The organism is Mycobacterium sp. 852002-51961_SCH5331710, from assembly GCF_001665535.1.
Taxonomy (GTDB): Bacteria; Actinomycetota; Actinomycetes; order Mycobacteriales; family Mycobacteriaceae; genus Mycobacterium.
This window is the reverse complement of record NZ_LZSQ01000019.1, coordinates 85974-109481: the sequence shown is the minus strand read 5'-3', so window position 1 is coordinate 109481 and position 23508 is coordinate 85974. Positions and strand designations below refer to the sequence as shown.

Here is a 23508-nt window from a genome sequence, read left to right as displayed (position 1 = left end):
CACTCTGCGTCATTCTGTACAGTACAGAAAGGTCGAGGAGGACGGGCAGGTTGGAAACGCGAACGCTGGACCATGTCATCTACGAGAAGGACGGTCCGATCGCCCGGATCATCTTGAACAACCCCGAACGTGCCAACGCCCAAACCTCCGAGATGGTGCACAGCGTCAACGAAGCCCTCGACGACGCGCAGTACGACTACGACATCAAGGTCGTCATCATCAAGGCCAACGGTAAGGGGTTCTGCTCCGGCCATGTGCCGGACGGCAGTTATCCGGAGTTCAAGGCCGAAATCGACGCCTCGGGCAAGGTCTGGCGGTCGGCCGCGCAGCTGTTCCTGTGGCCGGTGCTGAAGCTGTGGGAGTTCCCGAAGCCGGTCATCGCGCAGGTGCACGGCTACGCGATCGGCGGCGGAACCACCTGGGCATTGATCCCGGAGATCACCATTTGTTCCGACGACGCGTGGTTCCAGATGCCACTCGTGCCCGGCTTCGGTCTGCCCGGCTCGGAGACGATGTTCGAGCCGTGGGTGTTCATGAACTACAAGCGCGCCGCCGAGTACCTGTATACGGCGCAGAAGATTCCGGCGGACCAGGCGCTGGAATTCGGTCTGGTGAACCGGGTGGTGCCCGCCGACCAACTGGAGGCCGAAGTCGAGAAACTCGCCGCCAAGATCGCCAAGGCGCCGTTGATCACACTGCAGGCCACCAAGGCCGGCATACTGCGGGCCTGGGAGACCATGGGGTTCCGCACCCATCAACAGGCCAGTAACGATCTGCAGGCCGTGGTCACCGGGTCGAAGGAGTTCCAAGAGTACATGCGGGAACTGATGAAGAAGGCGGCCAAACCCGCCGACCGGGTCTGACGTGCCACTGCAGCCGATCGTCCGGTTCGGCGGCGGCGAGCACGTCGAAGAGCTACGCGCGCGCGTCCGTAACTGGTTGTCCGACAACCTGCCCGACGAGTTTCGGCGCACCGCGGCCAACCCCGACTACCTGCCGCGCGACGCACACGAACGCGCCGTGGCGTTCTGCCGCGACCTGCACGCGCAGGGGTGGTTCGTTCCGCACTGGCCCGCGAAGTTCGAAGGCGGCGGCCTCGGCGTCGTCGAGCAGGTGGTCATCCGTGAGGAACTGGCCTACGCGGGCGCACCGCTGGTCAACACCAACGGCGTGAACATGTTGGCGCCCGTGCTGTTTCGGTTCGGCACCCCCGAACAACAGCAGGAGCACTTGCCCTTGATCGCGCGCTCGGAGCGGATGTGGGCGCAGGGCTACTCCGAACCCGAGGCCGGATCCGACCTCGCCGCACTGCGGATGACCGCACGACGCGACGGCGACCACTATGTCCTCGACGGTCAGAAGACATGGACGAGCAACGGTGTGCTGGCCGACTGGATCTTCGTGCTCGCGAGGACATCACCGGTCGCCGAGAAACGCCAGGAGGGCATCTCGTTCTTCCTCGTCGACATGTCGAGCCCGGGCATCACTCGCCGCCCCATCAGGTCGATGACCGGATACCCGACATTCGCCGAGGAATTCTTCGACGGCGTCCGGGTGCCTGCGACCAACATGGTCGGCACCGAGGGTGAGGGTTGGAAGGTCGCCAAGGCTCTGTTGGACGCCGAACGCTCCAACGTCACGCGCGCTGCGCAGGCCCAGCGCTATCTCGATGAGCTCATTGACTGGTGCCACGCACAGCGGGGGTCTGCCCATGACCCGCTGGCCGATCCGACGAATCGCATCGCGTTGGCCAGGGCGGTCGAGCGCGTCGAGGTCGGGCGGGCCTTGTCCTACAGGGTCGCCCACCTGCAGGCGGCCGGTGCGCTCGATCCGGCGCTGCCCTCGCTGTCGAAGCTGTACCACTCCGAGTTGACCGCGGAGCTGCGTGCGCTGGGCGCCCAGATCCTCGGCCCGAGAGGGGCATTGATGCCCGATGATCCGGACGCGGTGTTGGACGGCCACTTCTCGGAGGGGCTGCTGTTGTCGCTCATACACACGATCGGCGGCGGTACGAGCGAGATTCAGCGCGACCTGATCTCTACCACTGGTCTCGGGCTTCCGCGCTAGCGGAGCGTTGTTGGGCCACGGCCGCCATCGCCAGCTCCAGCGGGTGGAAGGCCGCCAACTGCGCTGCCTCCGCCGAATGGATCAGTCGCTTGGTCATTTCGACCGCGCCCGCATCGGATTCCGCCAATTGGACAGCGACGGCGATGGCGTGGTCGACGGCCGAGCCGGGCTCGGCGACGTCGGTGACCAGTCCCGCCTGTTGCGCGTCGGACGCCGTCATCCGGTGGCCACGCAGCAGCAGCGACGCCGCGCGGTGTTTGCCGACCTGCTTTGTGAGCCGCCATGCCAATCCCCCGTCGGGAACAACCGCCCGCGCAACGAACGGCGCGCTGAAGAACGCGTCCGATGCGGCGACGACGAGATCGCACGCCAGGGCGAGGCTCCAGCCGAGTCCCACCGCTGCGCCTTCGACCGCGGCGACCGTCGGTACCGGCACGGCTTTGAGTTGCTCCATGACCCGCTGCGCATGCTCGACACGGCCTGCCGGCGCGAGTGGCCCGGTACCCTGCGCCGGGCCGGTCTTGAGATCACCGCCCGCACAGAAGAATCCGCCTTCACCGGCCAGAACGACGCCACGCACGTCCGAATCGGCGGTCACGGCCGACAGCTGCTCGGACAACTCGGTCCACGACTCGTAACGCAAGGCGTTGCGCTGCGTCGGGCGATTCAACAGCAGCAGGGCGACGGCGCCCCTGTCCTCACGTAGCACCAGTGGTGCACTGCCGCCGGACATTTCGCTACCGGTTGAGGAACTTGTCGATCGCAGCCCGGTGTTCCGGAGTGGTGAAACACTCGGTCTCCGCTGCGATCCCGTAGTCGAGGATGGCGGTCACCGCGCGCTCGGCGTGCAGGTTCAGGGTCCGTTTGGTGTCCTGCACCGCGCGCGCCGGCAGGTCCGCGAGCCGATGCGCAAGCGCGAGACCCTCCTGCTTGATCGACTCGTGCGGCACCACCCGATTGGCCAGCCCCAGCTCGACCGCCTTGTCTGCCCGGATGCGCTCGCCGAGGAGCAGATACTCCTTGGCCTTCATCAGGCTCATCATCAGCGGCCAGAGCACCGAGCCTCCGTCACCCGCGACAAGGCCACTGGCAACGTGCGTATCGGCGAAGAACGCTTTGTCCGACATCAATACGATGTCGCACAGCACGGCGATGCTGCAGCCGAACCCGACGGCAGGACCGTTGACCGCCGCGACGATCGGCAGCGGGAAATCCACCATGTCGCGCACGATGCGACGGGCATCGCGCATGCCCTCGCGGCGGGTGACCGGGTTTTCGACGTGGGTGCGCAACCACTCGACGAGATCGCCACCCGCGGAGAAGAAGTCGCCCGTCCCCGTCAGCAGGACGGCCCGCGCATCCGGGTCGTCCCCGAGCGCGGACCACAGCCGGGTGAATGCGCCGTGCATCCGGTTATTCACCGCGTTCGCATTGTCCGGGTTGTTCAGCGTGACGATCCGGACCGGACCATCGTTGGCCACCAGGAGTTCGTCGCACCCGGTGAGCTCCGAAGTGCCGTTCGGCAGTTCTGTCATCGCAGCGCCCCGGCCAGTCGCTTGGTGATGGTCTCCTCAGCCTCGGCGACAATACGTGAAACGAGCTCGCCGGCTGTCGGGATGTCCTCGATCAAACCCATCGCCGTACCGACCCACCAGATCCCGGCATCGAGATCGCCTGTCTCGTAGACCTTCACCCCGCGTTTCCCGGCGACCAGATGGGCGATGTCCTCGAATTGACCTCCCTGATTGAGTATTTCGACGACCTCACGTGAAACTGCGTTGCTGGCGACGCGCCCCGTGTTGCGCAGTTGCCGGAAGATCAGCTCGGTGTCGAGTTCGCTGGCCGCGACAATCGCTTCCTTGACGTTCTGATGTATCGGCGACTCGACCGTGCACATGAAACGCGAACCCATGTTGATGCCGTCCGCTCCGAGCGCCAGCGCGGCCACCAGACCACGGCCGTCGGCGAAACCACCGGACGCGATCATCGGGATCTCGATTTCCTCGGCAGCCGCGGGGATCAGGACCAGCCCCGGGATGTCGTCCTCACCCGGATGACCCGCACACTCGAAGCCGTCGATGCTGATGCCGTCCACACCGAGGCTCTGCGCCTTGACCGCATGCCGCACCGAGGTGCACTTGTGCAGCACCTTGATCCCGTTGTCGTGAAACATCGGTAGATGCGGCGCCGGGTTCGACCCGGCCGTCTCGACGATCTTGATGCCTGCGTCGACGATCACCCGCCGGTATTCGTCATAGGGCGGCGGGTCGATGGTCGGCAGAATCGTCAGGTTCACCCCGAACGGCTTGTCGGTTAGATCGCGGGCGCGGGCGATCTCGTTGGCCAGGTCCGCAGGTGTCGGCTGGGTCAGCGCGGTGATCAAACCGAGCGCCCCCGCCTCCGACACCGCTGCGGCCAGTTCCGCGCGCCCCACCCATTGCATACCACCCTGCACGATCGGGTGTTCGATGCCGAATGCCTCGGTGAATCGTGTGGTGATCAACGGTGTCGAGATCCTCTCAGGAGTCAGACGGCAACCAGGCCGGTCTGCGGGTATGGACGAATGCATCACGGTCTGAGCTGACCGACCAACGCGGTGCGCGCTTTTCAAGGAAGGCGGTGAACGCCTCGATCTGTTCTGACGTTCCGATCGACGACCAGTAGCCGCTGACGTCCACGGCAGGCAGAGCGCGCGCCATCTCGCGCTTCATCGCCGCCCGCGCGGCGGGCCCGGTCTGCCGAACCCGGTCGAGCAGGGTCTGCGTCTCGGCGGCAAGTGAGTCGTGCGAGACGACCTTGCCGACGAGTCCCATCCGCTCAGCCTCGGCGGCGTCGATCCAGTCGTTCCCGTAGATCATGTGGTTGGCGCGCAATGTACCGATGCGTTGCGGAATGCGTGCGGCGACGAACGCCTCGTACACGCCGCGGGTCAGATCCGGCACCCGCATCCGGGCCTGATCCGAGGCGATCACGAGATCGGCGAACAGCGTCATCACCAGCCCGCCGCCCATCGCGATGCCGTTGACCGCGCACAGCACGATTTTCGGGATCTTGCCGAGCACTTCGAACGGCGTAGCGTCGTACGCCTCGGTGAACGAGTCCCACGAACGATCGGGATTGCTCACCGAGTTCATGTCGCCGCCCGCGCAGAACACGTCGCCGGATCCGGTGATGACCAGGAACTGCAGATCCGGTTCGTCGGCCACGATCATCGCCGCACGTTTGATTCCGTGGTAGCCGTCGGCGGTTACCGCGTTGCGCTTCTCCGGACGGTTGATGGTGACGGTGAATGTGTCACCGGCGATCTCGCCGATCAGCTCCGGTGCACCGAGATCGACCCGCAGGGAGTCCGGCAGTCCGCTCACGAGATCACGGCGACGAGCTCGCCGACGTCGTAGGTGCCACCGACCTCGACCTTCCACGCCACCACACCGGATGCCGGTGCCTCGATGTCCATTTCGACCTTGTCCGTGGCAATCGCATACAACGGGTCGCCCTCGGTCGCGGACTCCCCGTCGGCGATGTACAGCTGCGTCACCTCGGCTTCGGTGATGGCGTCACCGGGTTTAGGCATCCGAACTTCGGTCACACGATCCTCCCAACCGCTTCGACAAGCTGAGCAGCACCCGGACGGCACGCCGCCTCCAACGTTGCGGCCCGGGGCACCGGGGTGTACGTCCCCGCGACCCGCTGTATCGGCGCCGCCAGCACGCCGAACAGCTCGGTGCCGACGGCAGCCGCGATCTCGGCGCCCGGTCCGCAGAAGCCGACCGATTCATGGGCGACAACAAGGCGTTTGGTCTTTCGAACGGAGTCCAAAACGGTCGCGAGGTCCAGCGGGACGAGTGTCCGCAGATCGACAACCTCCACCGAAACGCCCTGACCTTCCAGCTCTTTCGCAGCTTCGAGGGCGGCATGCACCATCACGCCGTACGTGCAGATGGTGACGTCGGCGCCCGCCCGCTTGACGTCGGCCTGCCCGAGTGGAATCACGTAATCCGCCAGTGGGACCGGCCCCTTGCCCCCGCCGTAGTAGAGCTTCATCGACTCGATGAACAGACAGGGATCCTCTTCGCGCAGGCACGCGTTGAGCAGCCCCGCCGCATCGGCTGCCGTGCTGGGCCAGACGACCTTGAGTCCCGGCGTATGCATCGCCCACGCCTCGAGGGCTTGCGAATGCTGCGGTCCGGCAGCCGTTCCCACCATCGTGCGGATCACCAGCGGTGCGCCCTGACGGCCGCCAGACATATAGCGGACCTTCGCGGCGTGGTTGGCGATCTGATCCATCGCCACGCCGAGAAAGTCCATGAACATCAACTCGGCGACGGGGCGCAGACCGGCCAGCGACGCGCCGAGGGCGGCGCCGATGATCGACGACTCCGCGATCGGGGTGTCGCGCACCCGGTTCTCCCCATACTTCGCTGACAGACCCGCGGTGATTTTGAACATTCCCCCGCCCGACCGATCGCCGATGTCCTCACCCAGCAGGACGATCGAGTCGTCGACGGCCATTGCACGGTCGAGGGTCCGGTGAATCGCCTGGACCAGCCCGAGATCCTCGGTGTCGCCGTCGGGCACGCCCCGGTGCGCCTGACTCTGTGCCGACAATGCAGATCCGTTGTCGGCGAAGACATCACGAGTCAACTCATCGACGTCGAGCGGAGCGGCGTCGCGCGCCGAGGCGAAGGCGGCCTCGATCTCCTCCGCCGCCTGGACGTCGATCGCGTCGAGCGTGTCGCTGGTGGCGATCCGGCCATCGAGCAGGCGCTGCCGATAGCGGGCGAACGGCGGGTCGGCGCGCTTGGCGGCGAGCTCGTCGGGATCGGCATAGGCCATCGCATCGCCGAAATAATGGCCCTGCAGTCGATAGGCGAGCGCCTCCACGAATGTGGGACCTTCACCCGACCGTGCGCGTGTGACCGCCTCGGACACGGCCTCGTACACGGCCTGCGGGTCGGTGCCGTCGACCGTCACACCCGGCATTCCGTACCCACCGGCGCGTGTCGACAACGTCGTGGTCCGGGTGTACCGCGACATCGCCGTGCACTCCGCCCAGGCGTTGTTCTGGCAGAAGAACACCACGGGCAGCGACCACAGCGCCGCCATGTTCATGGCCTCGTGGACGTAGCCGATGCTGGTGGCGCCGTCACCGAAGCTGACGAGAACCACCTGTCCGGTGCCGCGGATCGACGCGGCCAACGCGATGCCGTTCGCGATCAGCGGGCCCGCCCCCACGATGCCGGTCGTCCAGGCGATCCCATGGTCGGGATCGGAGATCCCCATCGCCCCTGCCTTACCCCGCGACAGGCCGGTTTCCCGACCGAGGATCTCGCCGAAATAGCCGGCCAGGTCGATACCCTTGGCCACGACGTCACCCAGGCCGCGATAGGTGGCCACGAGTTGATCGGAATCCGACAGCGCCAGCGCCGCACCCGCCGACATCGCCTCCTGACCGTCCACCGGCCAGTAGCTCATCGCGATCTCACCGGACGACAAGCCCTTTCGGACGCGTTGATCGGCATGGTGAACCTTGCTCATTCGGCGGTACAACTCGATGGCGCGATCGGTGGTCGCTGATTGCGCCTCGGTGTCCAACTGGGTGGCCATTGAGTCTCCTTGCCCGCACACTTCGGCTGCACGATTCTACAACATGACGAAATGTGTTCAATCGTTCTGTCTGCTCACTGTCTTCAGTTGCTCGGCGAACAGCATCCGGTCGAAATAGCATCGCTCGAGGATCAGCCGGTCTCCGTCGAAGCCGAACAGGTTGACGCTGAGCATGTCGAAGGCGGTACCCGGGCAGGTCGTCCTGGTCTCGACGATCAGCCCGTCGGGACCGTGGTAGATGCCCTCCGCGGTGTAACGCATCCGCGGCAGTTCCTCCCACTGCTGCAGGATCATCTGGCGGACCGCCGCATCACCATCGTAAACCGTTGCGGTGGGCACGATTTCATAACGTGGACGAGCGAAGGTGGCCATCACCGCCTCGAGGTCGCGATCGTTCTCGGCCGCGACGTGGCGCAGCACCGTGGCTTCGCGGATTCGCCGCAGGTCGGCGCCACTCATAGCGGCTGAAAGGTGGGCAGGTGGCGGCCGTCGTCCAGGGGTAACCACGCGACCGATACCCCATCCCCGACCGCGGGGGGTGGACCGAACACGTTCGACATGATTCGGGCGCCCTCGTCCAGGTCGACCAGCACCACCGAGTAGGGCACCCGGTCCGCGAAGGCCGGATGTGCGGCACGATGGTGCACGCTCACTGCGTAGACGACGCCTCGTCCACTGAGCTGCTCCCAGCGCAACGAGAACTCGCCGCAGTGCGGGCACACATGCCGCGGGTACCAGACCAGTCGCAGACACGACTCGCACCGCTGCATCACCAGTTGATGTTCCCGCGTCGCCGCCCAGAACGGTGCCGAGACCGCGGTTGGTTCGGGTACCGGCAATCCTTCGCTCACAACGTCGCCTCCGATCCGAGGATGACCGTGGAGGTCGCGGACAACACACCGCCCGTGCCGTGCGCCAGGGCGGTCTGCGCGCCGGGCACCTGTCGTTCGCCGCATTCACCGCGCACCTGGCGGGCGGCCTCGACGAGCAGGAACGCCCCGAACGCGCCGGGATGTGTGTACGCGAGCCCGCCGCCGGTGGTCTGGCCCGGAAGGGCGCCGCCGGGCGCGAGCACACCGTCGGCGACGAACGCTCCGCCCTCCCCCTTCTTGCAGAATCCGAGATCTTCCAACGCCAGCAGCACGGTGATGGTGAACGAGTCGTACAACTGCACGACGTCGATCTGGTCCGGCGTCAGACCCGCGGCGGCGAACGCCGTCGGACCGGACACCGCACCGGGAGTGACGGTGAGGTCGGGCATCTGGGTGATCATCGCGTGCGATGCCGCCGACGCCGCGCCCAACACGTAGACGGGCCTGCCGAGATCACGCGCTCGCTGTGCGCTGGTGATGACGATCGCGGCTGCGCCGTCGGTGACCAGACAACATTCGAGCTTGTGGACGGGTTCGGCGAGGTAGCCCGAGTCGAGGACGTCATCGACGGTGATCGCGTCGCGCAGATGTGCGCGCGGATTGCGCACCGCCCACGCCCTCGTGTCGACCGCGATCTGTGCGAGCTGCTCGGCCGTGGTGCCGTAGGCCGCCATGTGGCGACTGGCGGCGAGTGCGTACGCGCTGATCGGAAGCATCACCCCGAACGGTGTTTCCCACTCGAGGCGTTCGGGTGTGGCGAACACACCCAGTCCCTTCTCGCCGCGCTTGCGCGCCGCACGCGGTGTCGAGGCGTAGACGATCACCACGGTCTCGGCGAGGCCGGCGGAGATCGCGGCGACGGCGTGCTCGATGTACAGCCCGTAACTCGCGCCACCGGTCTGCGTCGCATCGGTGAATCGCGGTGTGATCCCGAGGTATTCGGCCAACTCGACCGAATGCATCAACGTACCACCGGTGCATGTGCACAGACCGTCGACATCGCGCAGCGAGAGGCCGGCGTCCGCGAGCGCGGCGCTGATGACACGCGCTTCGAGCTCACGGAGCGGCACATCGATGACACCCGACGGTGACACCTCGTCGGCGACCCCGACGACGGCGGCGGCGCCACGAATGTTGCGATTCACACGTTCTCCTGTTCGAACAGTTCGCGCAGCCCGGGCTGACTCACCTTCAACGACGGCGTGCGCGGAAGTTCGTCGACGATCCGCAGCTGCACCGGCACCTGGTATCGGGTGAGGTGCTGGCCGACGAAATCGAGCAGGTGGTCGGGTTCGACCTGCGCACCGTCGACGAGTTCCACGGCGGCGACCGGCACAGCCCCCAAGCGCTCGTCGGGAAGTCCGGTGACTCCGGCGTCACGCACGGCAGGGTGACCGCGCAGCGCGGCCACGATGTCCGCCGGGGCGATCTTGAAGCCACCTCGGATGATCACGTCGTCGATGCGGCCGTCGACGTACAGAAAGCCATCCTCGTCGACCCGGCCGAGATCCGTGGTGCGAACCCACTCGCCGCCGTCAGTCCGGACCTCGATCAGGCCCTGACCGCCTGCGGATAGCTCACTGCCGTCGTCGACCGAGACGACGCGCACTTCGCGGCCGCTCTGCGGACGACCAACACTGCCCCGCTTCGCCTTTGCCCATTCACGGTGCAGTGCCAGGTTCCAGCCCGCGACGCCGCCCGCGAACTCGGTGGCCCCGTACGACGGCAACACCGCGACGTCGTACCGCGCCTCGAAGGCCTCCTGAACGGGCACCGGCAGTGGCGCCGTACCGGAGGTGACCACCTGCACGCTGGAGAACACCTCAGGTGGCACATCGGCGTCGAGCACCATCGCCAGCGCCGACGGCACGAGGCTCACCGCTTTGGGCCGGTGGCGCACGACGACGTCGACGAAATCCGCCACCCGGAACCGCTCCAACAGTGCGATCCTGCGTCCTTCGCAGAGGTTCAGTAGGGTGCGGAACAGGCCGGACATGTGCACCAGCGGCGAGCTGACGATGGCGACGCCCGAGCGCAGGCGCAAGCCTCCCGCGTCACTCGAGCCGTAGTGGGCACCCGCGGCCGACAGCGTGTGTGCAAATGAGTCGTATGACAGCGGAACCCGCTTCGGCGGGCCGGTGGTGCCGCTGGTCAGCATCTCGACCGCCACACCGGGTGGTTCAGTGCGGAAGGGCCCGGCGCCCGGATGCTCCAAGCCGGCGACGACCTCCACGGTCGGTGGCGTCGTACTAACCTCGAGACCGACCGCGCCCGCAGCCGCCGCGACCATCGACGGTCGCTGCCAATCGGTGCCGGTTGCGACAACGGCGGGCAGGCGCAGCTCCTCGATGTCGGAGGCCAGCCGGGTGTCCCCGTTCGACGGGTTGATCGTGACGACGCAGGCGTTGGCGAGCAGAACGCCCAGCATCGCCGCCACCATCGCCGGATGATTGCGCAGGACGAGTCCGATCGGCGCGCCGTTAGCCAATTCCGCTGCCGTCAAACGCCTTTCGACTTCGGTTGCGACGTCAGCGATGGCACCCCAGTCGGTCCACGCCCCGTCGTACTCGACGGCGGGGGCCGCCGGGTCCAGCGCCAGCACGGCTCGAATGCGAGCGGTGAGCTGCTGACTCAAGCCGGCGCCGCCGCGAGTTCGCTTGCCACCGGGATCACCTCTTCGGCGAAGAGCTTCATCGAATCGTGGACCTTGGCGCGATCCATCGCGCCACCGCGCGACATGCGCAACATGATGTTGCGCCAGCCCATGTCGATGACCGTGCGCATCTTCTCGATGATGCGATCGGGGCTGCCCATCAGCGTGAGATGCGAGTTGAGAACCTGCTCGTAGCTTTGTTTGTCGTGCTTGTCGAACCAGTCGGCATACGCCTTGTAGTCCGCCGGGATGTCGCCGCCGCGCTCGAACGGGCTGGAGTACTTGCGGTGCGTCTGGATGGACAACTCGACGCTCTCCTGCGGATAGGTTCTGGCGAACGAGTCGTCGGAGTGACAGAACGCGTTCAATAATGCCCAAACGTTGCCGGTGGCCGCGGTGAGCCCCATCTTGGCCTGCGTCTCGAGGTAGATGTCCAAAGCTCCCTGCAGGTCGGGGTCGACCTGGTACGGATTGCCGATGATCGCACCGAATCCCTTGTCGGCCAACCACTCGAAGCTCGACGGCGTCTTCATCACCGTGCCCCACACGGGAATGGGATCCTGCACCGGTCGGGGATGGATGGTGACGTCCTCCAGCTGCCAATACTTACCTGAGTAGGTGACATTCTCCTGCGCCAGCAGCAAATTGACGATCTCGACGCATTCCTGATACCGCGCGGTGGCCTCATCCATCGGAATTCCGAAACCCTTGAACTCGTGCGCCTGGTAGCCGCGTCCGAAACCGGCATCGAACCGCCCTCCGCTGAGGTTGTCGACCATGGCGATGCGCTCGGCGAGACGGATCGGATCGTGGAACGGGGCGACCATGCATGCGGTACCGATGCGGATTCGTTCGGTCTGCGCCGCTATCGCCGCAGCCACCAGGGGCAGATCCGCGAGGGTGCCGTAGGGCGAGAAGTGGTGCTCGGCGAGCCAGACCTCGTCGTAGCCGAGTTCCTCGGCCCACCGCACCTCCTCGAGCACATTGGCTAGGACATCTTGGTGGCTGAGGTGATTGGGCTTGTCACCGAGGATGAACACGCCGAACCGCATGTCATCGCCTCCGCTGAGAATGTAGTTGCAGTTACTGCGACTATATTGCACGATTGAACAGATCACGTCAATCCGTTCTATCGCCGTGGAGGGCCATGTGACCGCATCTGCGACCCTGTCCGCCAGCATGGTCGGCACCACCCTGGCCCCCACGACCTACCGCTGGACGGAGACGGATTGCATCCTCTACGCGCTCGGGGTCGGGGCGCGCCCGCCGGCGGAACGGCAGCTGCTCGATGAGCACTGCGGGCCCGCGGTCCTTCCCACCTTCGCGCTGATCGCGAACTGGTGGGCGGTCAAGGATCTGCGTACGACGCTGCAACTCGGTCAGGCCCCGATCGTGCATTCGGCCCAATCGCTGGAACTCGAACGTCCGCTGCGCCCCAGCGGCGAGGTGAGTGTCACCGCGGAGGTGTCGGCGCTGTGGGACACCGGCAAGCACGCTGCCATCGAGGTGTCGTCGGTCGGAGTCGACGACGAGGGTCCCCTCTTCCGCGCGTCCTCGCAGACCATGGTGCTCGGAGCGGGAGGTTTCGGAGGGTCGCGAGGACCGGCTACCGTCGACACCCCGCAGGGCACACCCGACGGGGTCCACACCGACGACGTCCGGCCCGAACAGGCGGCGATCTACCGGCTGAGCGGTGACCGCAACCCGCTGCACATCGATCCCGCCGTGGCCCGCAAGTTCGGTTTCGACGACGTCTTCCTGCACGGTCTATGCACGTTGGGGTTCGCCGCACGTGCCCTGATCACCCTCGCGGGCGGGGGCGATCCGGCGGCACTGACCTCCATCAGCTGCCGATTCGCAAAGCCGGTCGAGCTCGATGCGCAACTGCGCACGGAAATCTGGCGCGACGGCACGCGCGTTCACTTCCGGACCGTGCAGGGCGACGTCGTTTCCCTGCGTTCCGGCACCGCGACATTGGCAGGATGCTGAGCATGGATCAACGGCGCGCACGAGGCCGGCGAAATCGCGAGGCACTGATCGCGGCTGCCATCGAGCTGTTCACCACCAGGGGATACGAACAAACCACTGTCGAGCAGATCGCGGAGGTGGCCGGCGTCGCACCGAGAACGTTCTTTCACCACTTCGCTGCCAAGGACGACATCCTCTTCCACGGGTACGCCGACCGTCTGGCGGAGGCGATCCGGCGATTCCGCGCGGCTCACTCCGGCTCGCTGTGGCACGCACTGGCCGAAGCGTCCGAAGCGGTGGCCACCGCCATCGCCGAGAACCCAGAGATCTTCCTGGTGCGCGCCGCGATGTACGGCGAACTGCCGGCCCTGCGGGCCACCATGCTTCGCATCAACGACGACTGGATCGACCAGATGACGGTCGAAGTGGCGCGGTGGTTGGACGTCGAGCCCGATGTCGACATGCGTCCCCGACTGGCCGCAAGCTTGGTCAACGGTGCCAACCGAACGGCAATCGACCTGTGGGTATCGGGCCGTGGGACAGGCGATTTGGCCGCCATGATGTCGGAGGCCGTGCACCTGCTGCGTCCGTCGATCAACCGAATCGAGCGCGAGTCGAAGCAGGCCGGGAGTCGTCGTGTCGGATGAGCTACGCCCCGTAGCGGTAGTCACCGGTGGGGCGCGCGGCATCGGCGAAGCGATCGTCGAGGCGTTGATCGAGGCCGGATACCGCACCGCGGCGGTCGACGTCAACGCCAAGGCGGTCGCGCGTGCCAAGGAGTCGCCCGCGTGGCGTGCGGGGCTGCTGGTGCCGTTGGAGCTGTCGATCACCGACCGCCCGTCAGTCGAGCGGGCGATGCGCGAGCTCACCGCTGAGCACGGTCCCATTCGCGCCCTGGTGAACAACGCCGGAATGACCCTGCCCGCCAGCTTTCTCGATCAAACCGACGAGGACTGGGACCGCATCGTCGACGTCAATCTCAAGGGCACGTTCGTGATGGGGCAGGTCGTTGCTCGGCAGATGGTCGAGGAGAAATCCGGAGTCATCGTGAACATCAGCTCGGTGTCGGCTCACGGCGTCCGGACCGGGCCGCCGGCCTACGCGGCCGCGAAGGCCGGAGTGGAAGGCCTGAGCCGGCTGATGGCGGTGCAGTTGGCGCCGTTCGGCATCAGGGTGAACACGGTGGTCGTGGGTACGACCGCAACGCCGTGGCTGCTGTCCCGCAAGACCGACGACGAGCTGGAGCACATGCGTTCGTCGACGCTGCTGGGCCGCATCGGCGAGCCGCAGGACGTGGCCAACACGGTCGCGTTCCTGTGCTCGCCGGAGGCCAAACATCTCACCGGTCAGCTCATCTCGGTCTCAGGTGGGCAGTGGATCCCATGACCGCAACTCACAGAACGATGAGACATCTTCTGCTACTCTGTTTACCGCTGTTCGCGCCTCGAGCCCGGGGGATTCGGTGGATCTGAAGAGAATTCTGTTCGACGTGAGCGATCACGTCGCGACGATCACGATCAACCGCCCCGAGCGGCTCAACGCCACCGACGATCTGGCCCGAACCGAGCTCGGATGGGCCTGGGGCCAGGTGCGTGACGACCCCGGCATCCGCGTGGCGATCATCACCGGTGCCGGCGACCGGGCGTTCTGCGCCGGACAGGACATCCGAGCCACGGCGCAGAGCGGTATCCGCAACAAGGTTCCCGGTTCGCGGTTGCATCACAACGTGTGGAAGCCGGTCATATGCGCACTCAACGGTATGGCGGTGGGCGGCGCATTGCATCAGGTCGCCGACGCCGATCTGATCATCGCCGCGGAACACGCTGAGCTGATCGACACGCATCTGGCGGTCGGCAACGTGTTCGCGCTCGAGCCGGCGGTTCTGTTGCGACGCATGCCGCTGTCGATGGTGATGCAGCTCGCACTGCTGACCAAGGACGGGCGCATCAGTGCGCACCGGGGCCACGAGATCGGCCTGATCAATGAGGTGGTGCCCGCACAGCGCCTGCAGGAGCGCGCACGCGAGATCGCCTTGTCGATCGCCAAGCTGTCTCCCGCCACCGTGCAAGCCTCCATCAAGGCGATGTGGTCCAGTCTCGACGTCGGCCTGCACGCCGCGCACGACGTGGCCTACCGCTATGTACTGCAGCATCAGATGACCCATCCCGACTATCGAGAGGGAATGGCCGCGTTCGCCGAGAAACGTGAACCGCGCTGGGTGGTCGAATGACTCGACCGACGGGGGCTGCCAGAGCATTTCATTACGAACCGCTCCCGTACGACGCGGTGCTGCCCGCGATGCTGTGCGCCGTCACCTCCCGTCACGGCTCGAACGACTTCGTCGTCTCCACGACGGGCGACGGCACCGTCGAACGAATCACCTACTCAGAGGTGGAGGCCCGATCCGCCGATATGGCGGCCCGCCTGCTCGCCGCGGGCGTCACCAAGGGGGTCCGAGTCGGCATACTGGCACCCAACGGCCCCGACTTCGTCACCGCGTTCCTCGCGGCCACCCGCATCGGGGCGGTCGCGGTGCCGATCAACACCCTTTTCCAACCCGGCGAACTGCATTGGGTGCTCCGCCATGCCGACGTCCACACGCTGCTGGCCGTCGAGACCCTGCTGGGCAAGGATCTGTTGGAGCGCATCGAATCCGCCGCTGGGGACTTCGACGAGGTCGACGGACAACTGCGGATTGAGCGACTACCCCAGTTACGTAACGTTCTTCCGCTGGGCGGGCCCGGCCGCCGCTGGCCGAGCGCCTGGCCCGACCCGGTGCCGACCGGTTTCCTTCGGTCGTGCGAATCCACCGTGCGGGCGGCGGACGACATGCTTGTCATCTACACCTCGGGCAGCACGTCAAATCCCAAGGGCATCATCCACACTCACGGGACAGCGATCACCCACTCCCGGTTCATCGCCACCGCCCACGAATGGGACCACCATGACCGAATCTACGTACCCATGGTGTTCTTCTGGGTCGCCGGACTGGTCTTCGGGATGCTCGGCCCCATGCAAGTGGGTGCGACCATCCTCACCGAGTACCGGTTTGACGCGGGCGAGGTCTTACGTCTCCTCGAAAGCGAAAAGGCCACCTACACGACGGGTTTTCTTCATATCGGCCCCGCACTGGTCAACCATCCCGACTTCGCCGCCGCCGATCTGTCGAGCCTGCGCGAGGGTTACCAGCAGGTGCTGCTACCCCCCGGGCGACGCACGCCTGACCCGTCGCTGCGGGTCGCGCAGCTGGGAATGACCGAGACCTGCAGTTCGCACACGTGGTGGCCCCCGCACGAGGAGCTGCCCGAGGCCAAGCGCGGGTCGCTGGGTGTCGCAGCGCCCGGTTACGAGCACAAGATCGTCGACGACGCGGGCAACGAAGTGCCCAACGGCGTCACCGGCGAGATCTGTGTGCGCGGAACGGCATTGCTGCGTGGAATGGTCGGCAAGCACTGGCATGAGGTGGTGGACCGTGACGGCTGGCTGCACACCAGGGATGCCGGCTATCGGGACGACGACGGCCATCTGTACTTCGCGGGCCGCACCGACGAGATGATCAAGACCGCCGGCACGAACGTCGCCCCGGTGGAGGTCGAGGCCGCACTGGCTCGCATCGACCCGGTACGCATCGCCTACGTTGTGGGCGTACCAGATCCGGACAAGGGCGCGATCGTCAGTGCCGCCGTGGTGCTCAACGAGGGGCGCACCGCATCGGCCGAGGACCTGGCGGCCGCGTGCCGTGAGCAGATCGCGGCGTACAAGGTGCCCAAGAAGTGGGTGATCCTCCCCGATCCCCGCCGCTTGCCCTACACCACGACCAACAAGATCGACAAAGCACGGTTGACCGAGTTGATGGCGACCGGAGAACTCTCGTGACGTCGTCGGCCGAACTCGAGGCCCGAATCGAACGCCTGGAGGCGCTCGACGAGATCCGCCAGCTCGCGGCGAAATACGCGGTCGCGTTGGATATGCGGGACCTCGATGCCCTGGTCAATCTGTTCGTCGACGACGTGAAGGTTCCCGGAAAGCGTCGCGGCCGCGCGGCGCTGCGCTCCTGGTACGACCGCGAGCTGCGGCACGACCTGTTGGGCAGCGCACACGGTGTGCACGGCCACGTCATCGACATCCACGACGCCGACAACGCCACGGGCCTAGTCTATTCGCGCAATGACTTGGAGACAGAGTCGGTTTGGCTGATCGAGATGCTCGCTTACCTGGACACCTATCAACGTCGGGACGGTCGTTGGTACTTCGTCAAGCGCACGCCGTTGTTCTGGTACGAGAGCGACATCACCCATCCTCCGCTGGGCGAGCGGAAGATGCGGTGGCCGGGTACCCCGCCCCACGACGGCGGCTGGCACGATGCGTTTCCGTCGTGGCAGGAGTTCCACAACGCCGAATCCGGCCGTCCCGACAAACCGGTACCTGCCCCGGCACCGGTGGGCGCGTGGCTGCGCACACTGCGCCGCAATGCCGCCGAACCGCGGGTCCATCCCGCCGGCCACTCCGACGACGACCCGCGGGATGGCTGAGATGGGCGATACCGCATGGGTTTTCACCCCTTCACCGGAGCAGGACGAACTTCGCCGGACGGTCCGTGCATTTCTCGAGCTCAAGTCTTCCGAGAGCGAAGTCCGCCGTGTCATGGGGACTCCCGACGGTTACGACCGCGACGTGTGGTTCCAGCTCGCCGACCAACTCGGGCTTCAGGGTCTGGCCATCCCAGAGGAATTCGGTGGGAGCGGGTACAGCCTCCAGGAACTGGCGTTGGTGGTCGAGGAGTTCGGGCGTGCCCTGCTGCCCGGTCCGTTCTTCGGGTCGGTGGTGTTGGCCGGCAGCGTTCTGATGTGCTGCGCAGACACCGGTGCCAAATCGACGTATCTGCCGCGCATCGCATCGGGACTGACGGTTGCGGCGCTGGCAATGACAGAGCAGTCCGGTCGGTGGGATGTCGACGACATCCAGACCAGCGCACGTTTTACCGGTTCACGCTGGACCCTCGACGGCACCAAGACATTTGTACTGGATGGGCACATCGCAGACCTGCTGCTGGTGGCGGCCCGCACCAATGCGGGCATATCGCTGTTCGCGGTCGACGAGACCGATAACCTGCACCGCCGGCCGTTGTCAACATTGGATCCGACGCGGCGCCAAGCCCGCATCGACTTCGAGCACACCCCCGCACAGCTGATCGGCGCCGAGGGGCAGGCACGGCCCGCGATGTCACATGCCCTGGACATCGCGGCGGCCTGCCTGGCCGTGGAACAGGTCGGGGGTGCCCAGCGCTGCCTGGAAATGGCAGTCGACTATGCGAAGGCGCGCCGACAGTTCGGCAGGCCGATCGGGTCGTTTCAGGCGATCCGCCATAAGTGTGCCGACTTGATGCTGGAGATCGAGTGTGCCCGCGGCGCAGCACAATACGCCGTGCAGGCGGCGGCCGGACAAGCGGGCGAACTGCCCGCTGCGGCGTCCCTGGCCAAGGCGTACTGCTCGGACGTATTCACCAAGACCGCCGCCGCTAACATTCAGATCCACGGCGGTATCGGGTTCACGTGGGAGCATCCCGCGCACCTGTACTTCAAGCGAGCGAGGTCGTCCGCGCAGCTGCTGGGCGACGCCACGTACCACCGCGGCCTGCTCGCCGACCGGGTCGGGATCTAGAAGTCGGTGCCGCCGTCGATGTTGATCACGGCGCCCGTCATGTAGGCGGCCCGCTCGCCCAGTAGGAACGCGATCAACTCGCCGGCTTCGTGCGGGCGCCCACCCCGGTCGAGCGCGACGCGCATGTTCCACGCCGGATTGCTGGCCAGGTGCGTGTAAATCGCATCGTCGAGCGGCACGTCGTATTCCGTCGCGCGCTGTGCGCGGATGAAATCGTTCACCTCGGTGTCGAACAAGCCGGGACAGATAGTATTCACCCGGATTCCGTCCGGCCCATGGGTTTTCGCGAGGATCTTGGAAAGCGTCAGGACGGCGGCCTTGAGCGCGTTGTAGGGCGGTATGAGGATCTTCGGCGCCCGTACCGAATACGCGGCCGTCGTCACCACCGTCCCTCCCCCGTTGCGCTGCAGATGGGGAATGACCGCGCGGCATGACCGCACCGTCGCCATCAGGATCATCTGGTAGTACCAGTCCCACGAATCGTCGCCGTGCTCGAGAAACGGGCCCTGCTGCCTCATCGGGCCCGCCGTCACGGCCAGGCCGCGCAGTGGGCCGAGCCGGTCGGCCGTCTCATCGACGGCGCGCTGCACGCCATCGCCGGTGGCGGCGGCGTCGACGCTGATTCCCACGGCGTTCACCCCATATCGGTCGGACAGCCGGTTCGCCCTCTCGGTTGCCCGTTCGCCGTCGCGCGCCAGGAGCGCGACATTGGCGCCGTCGCGAGCCAGCTCCTCGGCGGCGGCGAATCCCATGCCGGTCGTCCCGCCGACAATGATGAAGTTGCGTCCGGACACCCCGAGATCCACGCTGGCCCCCTTCTTGCCGGTCACTGCGCCAACCGATATCGTGCGAGACTAAACATCTAGACGAGTGATGTCACTATGTTCACCCTGTGTTCTCCGAGCCTCGCGAGGTGGGCGACGGTGCGCCGGAACACCGGAACACTGGGTGTCGCGTAGCATAGAGACCTTGACAGACTCAGCTTTCTGGGACGAGGGGCGACATGTCGACTGAGCGGGCCGCGGCCGCGATCGACGAGCAAGAGGAGTCGGACCGCCGAGATCAGATTCTCGAGGCGGCGAACCTTTGCTTTGCGCAACTGGGGATTCAGCGCACCAGCGTGCAGGACGTAGCCCGGATGGCGAATGTGTCGCGGGGGACGGTATATCGGTATTTCGAGGACCGCACGATCCTGATCGAGGCGGCGATCGAGTACGGCGCGCAGAGGTTCTACAAGGAAGTCGCGGCGGCGATGGCAAAGAAGCCGACGCTGGCGGAAAAGATCGGCGCGATGGCCGAAACCCACGCCAAGATCCTGCTCGACCATCGGACCCGCAATCGTTTGATGGCCGACGACGCCGAGTTGATGCGACACATGATCTCCGATGGGGACTCCGCGGTGCGACGCACGACCCAGTTCCTGGTGCCCTACGTGCGGGAGGCCCAGGAGCGAGGCGAGGTGGGGGCGGGCGTCGATGTGGCAGCGGCTAGTGAATGGCTCGCGCGGATCATTTACTCGTTCTCGACGGTCAACAAAGCTCAGACCTTCGACATGTCCAAGCCGGCGACCGTGCGCCGCTACGTCGAGAAGTTCGCGGTCAACGGTCTGCGGTGAACCGAGCGCACCCCTAGTCAGTAAGACATAATCTGTAATATTGTTCTCCCCGACGGCGCAGGAGAGCGAGGGCAGAGATCTGATGGGTGAGCGTTCGCTGGCCGGTAAACGGGTGGTCGTGGTGGGCGCGTCCGCGGGGATCGGACGCGCCTTCGCCGTCAGAGCAGGCAAGGAGGGCGCCCGACTGGTCCTCGCCGCCCGCCGGGTCGACAAACTCGAGGAGGTCGTCGCGGAGGCGGGCGGAGGCGTCGCGGTCGCCGTCGACGTCCGCACATCGGCCGATTGCGCGCGTCTCGCAGATACCGCCCGGGACACCCTCGACACGGTGGACATCGTGTTGATCTCGTCGGGCTACGCACCTCTGAAGATGTTCGCCGACACCGATGCACAGGACTGGCTCGACGTCTTCGAAACGAACGTGGTCGGCGTGCACGAGATCATTCGCGCGCTGCTTCCCGCGCTCACCCCTTCAGCGATCGTGGCTGCGATGTCGTCGGATTCAGTCCGCCACCCGCACACCGCGCTCGGCGCCTACTCGGCGAGCAAGGCAGCGTTGGAACGGTGCCTGGTCTCATGGCGCCTGGAGAAACCGGGATACCGGTTCAGCTGCATCGAGGTCAGTGGAACCGTACCAACGGACTTCACGTCCGCCTTCGATCCCGACCTTCTGGATACCGCAGTCACCGAATGGCTTTCGCGCGGCCTCGTTCAGGAGAGCCTGATGGCCCCGGAAGCGGTCGCGGATGTCTTGGTCGGAATCTACGCCAGCGCCATCGACCATCCGGACGTCGGTTTGGAATCGATTGTCGTGAAGTCTCCGACAGGTCCGATGCGGGCATGACCACGAAGATCGAGTCGGCATGGCCGTCGCACCCGGACTACAGGATCGACATCAGGTCGTGTCGCTACATCGGGCAGGTGTGGCTCGACGACACCCTGGTCGCCGAGAGCGAGAACTGCCTCGTCGTTGCGGAAACCGATCACGTTGACCGGCTGTACTTTCCGGAGGACGACGTCCAATGGGATCTGCTCGTACCCAACGCGCACACCACGGTGTGCCCGTTCAAGGGCGAAGCCTCGTACTGGAGCCTGCGCCACCGGGACCAGGAGATCGAGAACGTCGCGTGGAGCTACCCCACTCCGCTGCCCGAGGTAGCGGGGATCGTCGGCCACGTTTCGTTTTACGACGAGCGGCTGCGCGTCGTTGTCGTGGAGCGTTGGCATGACGGCTCCTTGGTACCCGTGAGGTTTCCGCTGTGGGGCGATGCCGCCGAGTTGGTGCGACTGATCGACGTCCAACCCACCGATGCGAATACGTTTGTCGGCCCCGCGCATGGTCCCGCGGCCCGCGATGTGGTGGAAGGCGGGCAGCTACTTGCAGAAGCCATCGTCGCCGTGTCGAAAAGGCTTCCGCAGCAACGTGTCACGTCTGCGTCGATGGTTTTCGTCAAAGCCGCCTCCTTCGGGGCACCGGTCGATCTGACCGTCGAACTGCTCCGCAAGGGGCGGACGTTCTCCACCGCCGAGGTACGCGCGACCCAACACGGCACACTGCGAGGTGCCGCGATACTGCTGTGCGACTCCGGATCCGATGACGTCATCAGTCATGTGGCGGCGATGCCGGACGTCGCGAAGCCCGTCGACGCAGAACCGTTCGAAGGTTTCGGAATGCCCGGCCGCGAGATAAGGATCGTCGACGGGGCCTACGATCTCAACCCCGACCGGGTGGGCCCGCCCGAGATCAATGCGTGGGTCCGGTTCCGCGAAGCCCCCGATGAGCCGTATCTCCACACGGGCCTTCTTGCCCAGTCGTCGACGCATTGGACCATCGCCGCGGGCATGCTCCCCCATGCCGGATTCGGCGAGGCGCTTGCGCACCGCACATTGTCGACGGGGATCATGAAGGCCACCATCGCTTTTCACGAGGAGGTAGATGTCACCGACTGGCTGCTCTACGCCAATCGAGCGTTCTGGGCCGGCCGTGGCTTGGTCCAGGGGGACGGTCACGTCTTTACCGAGGACGGCCGGCTGGCGGCTTCTTACACGATTCAGGCTATGGTTCGTGAGTTCCAACGCGATCCTGCAGCGATGGGGCACGACAGTCGGACCGCTATGTGACAAGTTGACACTATCTGTTCTATCATCCAACCGGCATGGAGGCCCGCGTCTTAGCGCATTGGAGGGCTAGATGAACCGTCTCAGCGGCAAGGTGGCCGTGATCACCGGCGCAGCCCGTGGTCAGGGCCGCAGCCATGCGGTGAACATGGCCGACGAGGGCGCCGACATCATCGCAATCGACATTTGTGCGGATATCCCCTCGAACGAATATCCGCTGGCGACGCGCGCCGACCTCGACGAGACAGCGAAGCTGGTTGAGAAGGCCGGACGCAGGGTCATCACTGCAGCAGTCGACGTGCGTGACCGGCCCACCCTGAAGAAGGTGCTCGACGACGCCGTTGCCCAGCTCGGCGGTCTGCACGTCGTCGTCGCGAATGCGGGAATATGCCCGCAAGGCAGCCATATTCCCTACCGCGGGTTCATCGACGCCTTCGACGTCGACTTCGTGGGAGTCGTCAATACGATTCACCTCAGCCTCGATCATCTCGGGCCGGGTGGTTCGATCATCGTGACCGGATCGATCGCGGGGCTCGTCGAACAAAAGGATCTCGCGACCGGCGGCGGACCGCAGGGTCCCGGCGGCGCGGGGTACGGCATGGCCAAGAAGATGATCCGCGAGTACACGAAGGCGCTCGCACTGACGATGGCACCCCACAGCATTCGGATCAACGCGATCCATCCCACGAACGTGAACACCGACATGCTGCACAACTTGCCGATGTATCGCACATTCCGGCCGGATCTCGCCGATCCTTCGCGTGATGATGCCGAACTCGTCTTTCCCGTCCTCCAGGCGATGCCGATCCCCTACGTCGAGCCGGAAGACATCTCGCATGCGGTCGTCTACCTTGCTTCCGACGAGTCACGCTATGTGACCGGCCAACAACTCTTCGTCGACGCCGGCGCCAGCCTCAAAATGGGTATTTGAGCCCGCGAACCTGCGGGGC

The 23508-nt window shown here is 65.8% G+C and carries 25 protein-coding genes; 13 read left to right on the top strand and 12 right to left on the bottom strand.

What is annotated here, in order from left to right; genetic code table 11:
- Positions 1-50 precede the first annotated feature (50 nt).
- Together A5752_RS03500 and A5752_RS03495 are read left to right on the top strand one after the other, a co-directional pair.
- On the top strand, positions 51-863 hold the full coding sequence (locus tag A5752_RS03500) for an enoyl-CoA hydratase/isomerase family protein (RefSeq protein WP_067082130.1): 813 nt from the start codon (positions 51-53) through the stop codon (positions 861-863).
- A gap of 1 nt (position 864) precedes the next feature.
- Positions 865-2067 carry an acyl-CoA dehydrogenase family protein gene (locus A5752_RS03495; RefSeq protein WP_067082127.1) on the top strand — a complete coding sequence of 401 codons (1203 nt, stop codon included), beginning with the start codon at positions 865-867 and terminating at the stop codon, positions 2065-2067.
- Here the strand turns inward: A5752_RS03495 and A5752_RS03490 are convergent.
- The 11 genes from A5752_RS03490 to A5752_RS03440 are packed head-to-tail and all read right to left on the bottom strand — an operon-like array spanning position 2039 to position 12251.
- Positions 2039-2800: an enoyl-CoA hydratase/isomerase family protein gene (locus A5752_RS03490; protein WP_067082124.1), complete on the bottom strand. Its 762-nt coding sequence runs from the start codon at positions 2798-2800 to the stop codon at positions 2039-2041. The two genes, A5752_RS03495 and A5752_RS03490, sit on opposite strands and share 29 nt — an antisense overlap.
- Positions 2801-2804: 4 nt before the next feature.
- A complete protein-coding gene (locus tag A5752_RS03485) occupies positions 2805-3602 on the bottom strand; it encodes an enoyl-CoA hydratase/isomerase family protein (protein ID WP_067082121.1) in 798 nt (265 codons plus the stop codon).
- Positions 3599-4570: an NAD(P)H-dependent flavin oxidoreductase gene (locus A5752_RS03480; RefSeq protein WP_067082118.1), complete on the bottom strand. Its 972-nt coding sequence runs from the start codon at positions 4568-4570 to the stop codon at positions 3599-3601. Before A5752_RS03480 ends, A5752_RS03485 begins: the two co-directional genes overlap by 4 nt.
- Before the next feature lie 16 nt (positions 4571-4586).
- Entirely contained in the window at positions 4587-5432 is an 846-nt protein-coding gene (locus A5752_RS03475; RefSeq protein ID WP_067082115.1) for an enoyl-CoA hydratase/isomerase family protein, read from the bottom strand.
- Entirely contained in the window at positions 5429-5656 is a 228-nt protein-coding gene (locus A5752_RS03470; protein ID WP_082963728.1) for a biotin/lipoyl-containing protein, read from the bottom strand. The genes A5752_RS03475 and A5752_RS03470 overlap by 4 nt, the downstream gene beginning before the upstream one ends.
- A complete protein-coding gene (locus A5752_RS03465; protein ID WP_067082112.1) occupies positions 5653-7674 on the bottom strand; it encodes an alpha-ketoacid dehydrogenase subunit alpha/beta in 2022 nt (673 codons plus the stop codon). The genes A5752_RS03470 and A5752_RS03465 overlap by 4 nt, the downstream gene beginning before the upstream one ends.
- A gap of 57 nt (positions 7675-7731) precedes the next feature.
- Entirely contained in the window at positions 7732-8133 is a 402-nt protein-coding gene (locus A5752_RS03460; protein ID WP_067082109.1) for a nuclear transport factor 2 family protein, read from the bottom strand.
- Positions 8130-8525 (bottom strand): Zn-ribbon domain-containing OB-fold protein, encoded by a 396-nt coding sequence (locus A5752_RS03455; protein ID WP_067082106.1) that lies wholly within the window; start codon positions 8523-8525, stop codon positions 8130-8132. The genes A5752_RS03460 and A5752_RS03455 overlap by 4 nt, the downstream gene beginning before the upstream one ends.
- Positions 8522-9691 (bottom strand): acetyl-CoA acetyltransferase, encoded by a 1170-nt coding sequence (locus A5752_RS03450; protein WP_067082104.1) that lies wholly within the window; start codon positions 9689-9691, stop codon positions 8522-8524. Before A5752_RS03450 ends, A5752_RS03455 begins: the two co-directional genes overlap by 4 nt.
- Positions 9688-11148 (bottom strand): class I adenylate-forming enzyme family protein, encoded by a 1461-nt coding sequence (locus A5752_RS03445; RefSeq protein ID WP_082963726.1) that lies wholly within the window; start codon positions 11146-11148, stop codon positions 9688-9690. The genes A5752_RS03450 and A5752_RS03445 overlap by 4 nt, the downstream gene beginning before the upstream one ends.
- A gap of 29 nt (positions 11149-11177) precedes the next feature.
- Positions 11178-12251, bottom strand: coding sequence for an LLM class flavin-dependent oxidoreductase (locus A5752_RS03440; protein WP_067082098.1), 1074 nt, complete (start codon positions 12249-12251; stop codon positions 11178-11180).
- 97 nt (positions 12252-12348) lie between these two features.
- Between A5752_RS03440 and A5752_RS03435 the strand changes: the two genes are divergently transcribed.
- The 7 genes from A5752_RS03435 (at position 12349) to A5752_RS03405 (ending at position 18828) form a co-directional block, all read left to right on the top strand.
- Complete coding sequence (locus A5752_RS03435) at positions 12349-13188, top strand: MaoC family dehydratase (protein ID WP_156613576.1); 840 nt, start codon at positions 12349-12351, stop codon at positions 13186-13188.
- A gap of 2 nt (positions 13189-13190) precedes the next feature.
- The gene (locus A5752_RS03430; protein ID WP_067082275.1) at positions 13191-13814 is read left to right on the top strand and encodes a TetR/AcrR family transcriptional regulator; all 624 of its coding nucleotides are present in this window, start codon (positions 13191-13193) and stop codon (positions 13812-13814) included.
- Positions 13804-14553, top strand: coding sequence for an SDR family NAD(P)-dependent oxidoreductase (locus tag A5752_RS03425; RefSeq protein ID WP_067082094.1), 750 nt, complete (start codon positions 13804-13806; stop codon positions 14551-14553). The genes A5752_RS03430 and A5752_RS03425 overlap by 11 nt, the downstream gene beginning before the upstream one ends.
- Positions 14554-14656: 103 nt before the next feature.
- The gene (locus A5752_RS03420; protein ID WP_231967475.1) at positions 14657-15397 is read left to right on the top strand and encodes an enoyl-CoA hydratase-related protein; all 741 of its coding nucleotides are present in this window, start codon (positions 14657-14659) and stop codon (positions 15395-15397) included.
- On the top strand, positions 15394-17043 hold the full coding sequence (locus A5752_RS03415) for a class I adenylate-forming enzyme family protein (protein WP_067082088.1): 1650 nt from the start codon (positions 15394-15396) through the stop codon (positions 17041-17043). Before A5752_RS03420 ends, A5752_RS03415 begins: the two co-directional genes overlap by 4 nt.
- Positions 17040-17699, top strand: coding sequence for a nuclear transport factor 2 family protein (locus tag A5752_RS03410; RefSeq protein WP_067082085.1), 660 nt, complete (start codon positions 17040-17042; stop codon positions 17697-17699). Before A5752_RS03415 ends, A5752_RS03410 begins: the two co-directional genes overlap by 4 nt.
- Entirely contained in the window at positions 17638-18828 is a 1191-nt protein-coding gene (locus A5752_RS03405) for an acyl-CoA dehydrogenase family protein (RefSeq protein WP_502686635.1), read from the top strand. Before A5752_RS03410 ends, A5752_RS03405 begins: the two co-directional genes overlap by 62 nt.
- On the opposite strand, the gene A5752_RS03400 is transcribed toward A5752_RS03405, so the two are convergent.
- The gene (locus A5752_RS03400; RefSeq protein WP_231983315.1) at positions 18825-19658 is read right to left on the bottom strand and encodes an SDR family NAD(P)-dependent oxidoreductase; all 834 of its coding nucleotides are present in this window, start codon (positions 19656-19658) and stop codon (positions 18825-18827) included. The genes A5752_RS03405 and A5752_RS03400 overlap by 4 nt on opposite strands.
- Positions 19659-19831: 173 nt before the next feature.
- Between A5752_RS03400 and A5752_RS03395 the strand changes: the two genes are divergently transcribed.
- The 4 genes from A5752_RS03395 to A5752_RS03380 all read left to right on the top strand — a co-directional run bounded on the left by A5752_RS03395 (position 19832) and on the right by A5752_RS03380 (position 23489).
- The gene (locus A5752_RS03395; RefSeq protein ID WP_067082079.1) at positions 19832-20443 is read left to right on the top strand and encodes a TetR/AcrR family transcriptional regulator; all 612 of its coding nucleotides are present in this window, start codon (positions 19832-19834) and stop codon (positions 20441-20443) included.
- A gap of 40 nt (positions 20444-20483) precedes the next feature.
- Positions 20484-21284: an SDR family oxidoreductase gene (locus A5752_RS03390; RefSeq protein ID WP_231983314.1), complete on the top strand. Its 801-nt coding sequence runs from the start codon at positions 20484-20486 to the stop codon at positions 21282-21284.
- Positions 21285-21361: 77 nt separating this feature from the next.
- Positions 21362-22561: a DUF427 domain-containing protein gene (locus A5752_RS03385; RefSeq protein WP_231983313.1), complete on the top strand. Its 1200-nt coding sequence runs from the start codon at positions 21362-21364 to the stop codon at positions 22559-22561.
- Positions 22562-22631: 70 nt separating this feature from the next.
- Positions 22632-23489, top strand: a complete 858-nt coding sequence (locus A5752_RS03380) for a mycofactocin-coupled SDR family oxidoreductase (RefSeq protein WP_067082068.1) — start codon at positions 22632-22634, stop codon at positions 23487-23489.
- Positions 23490-23508: the final 19 nt, after the last annotated feature.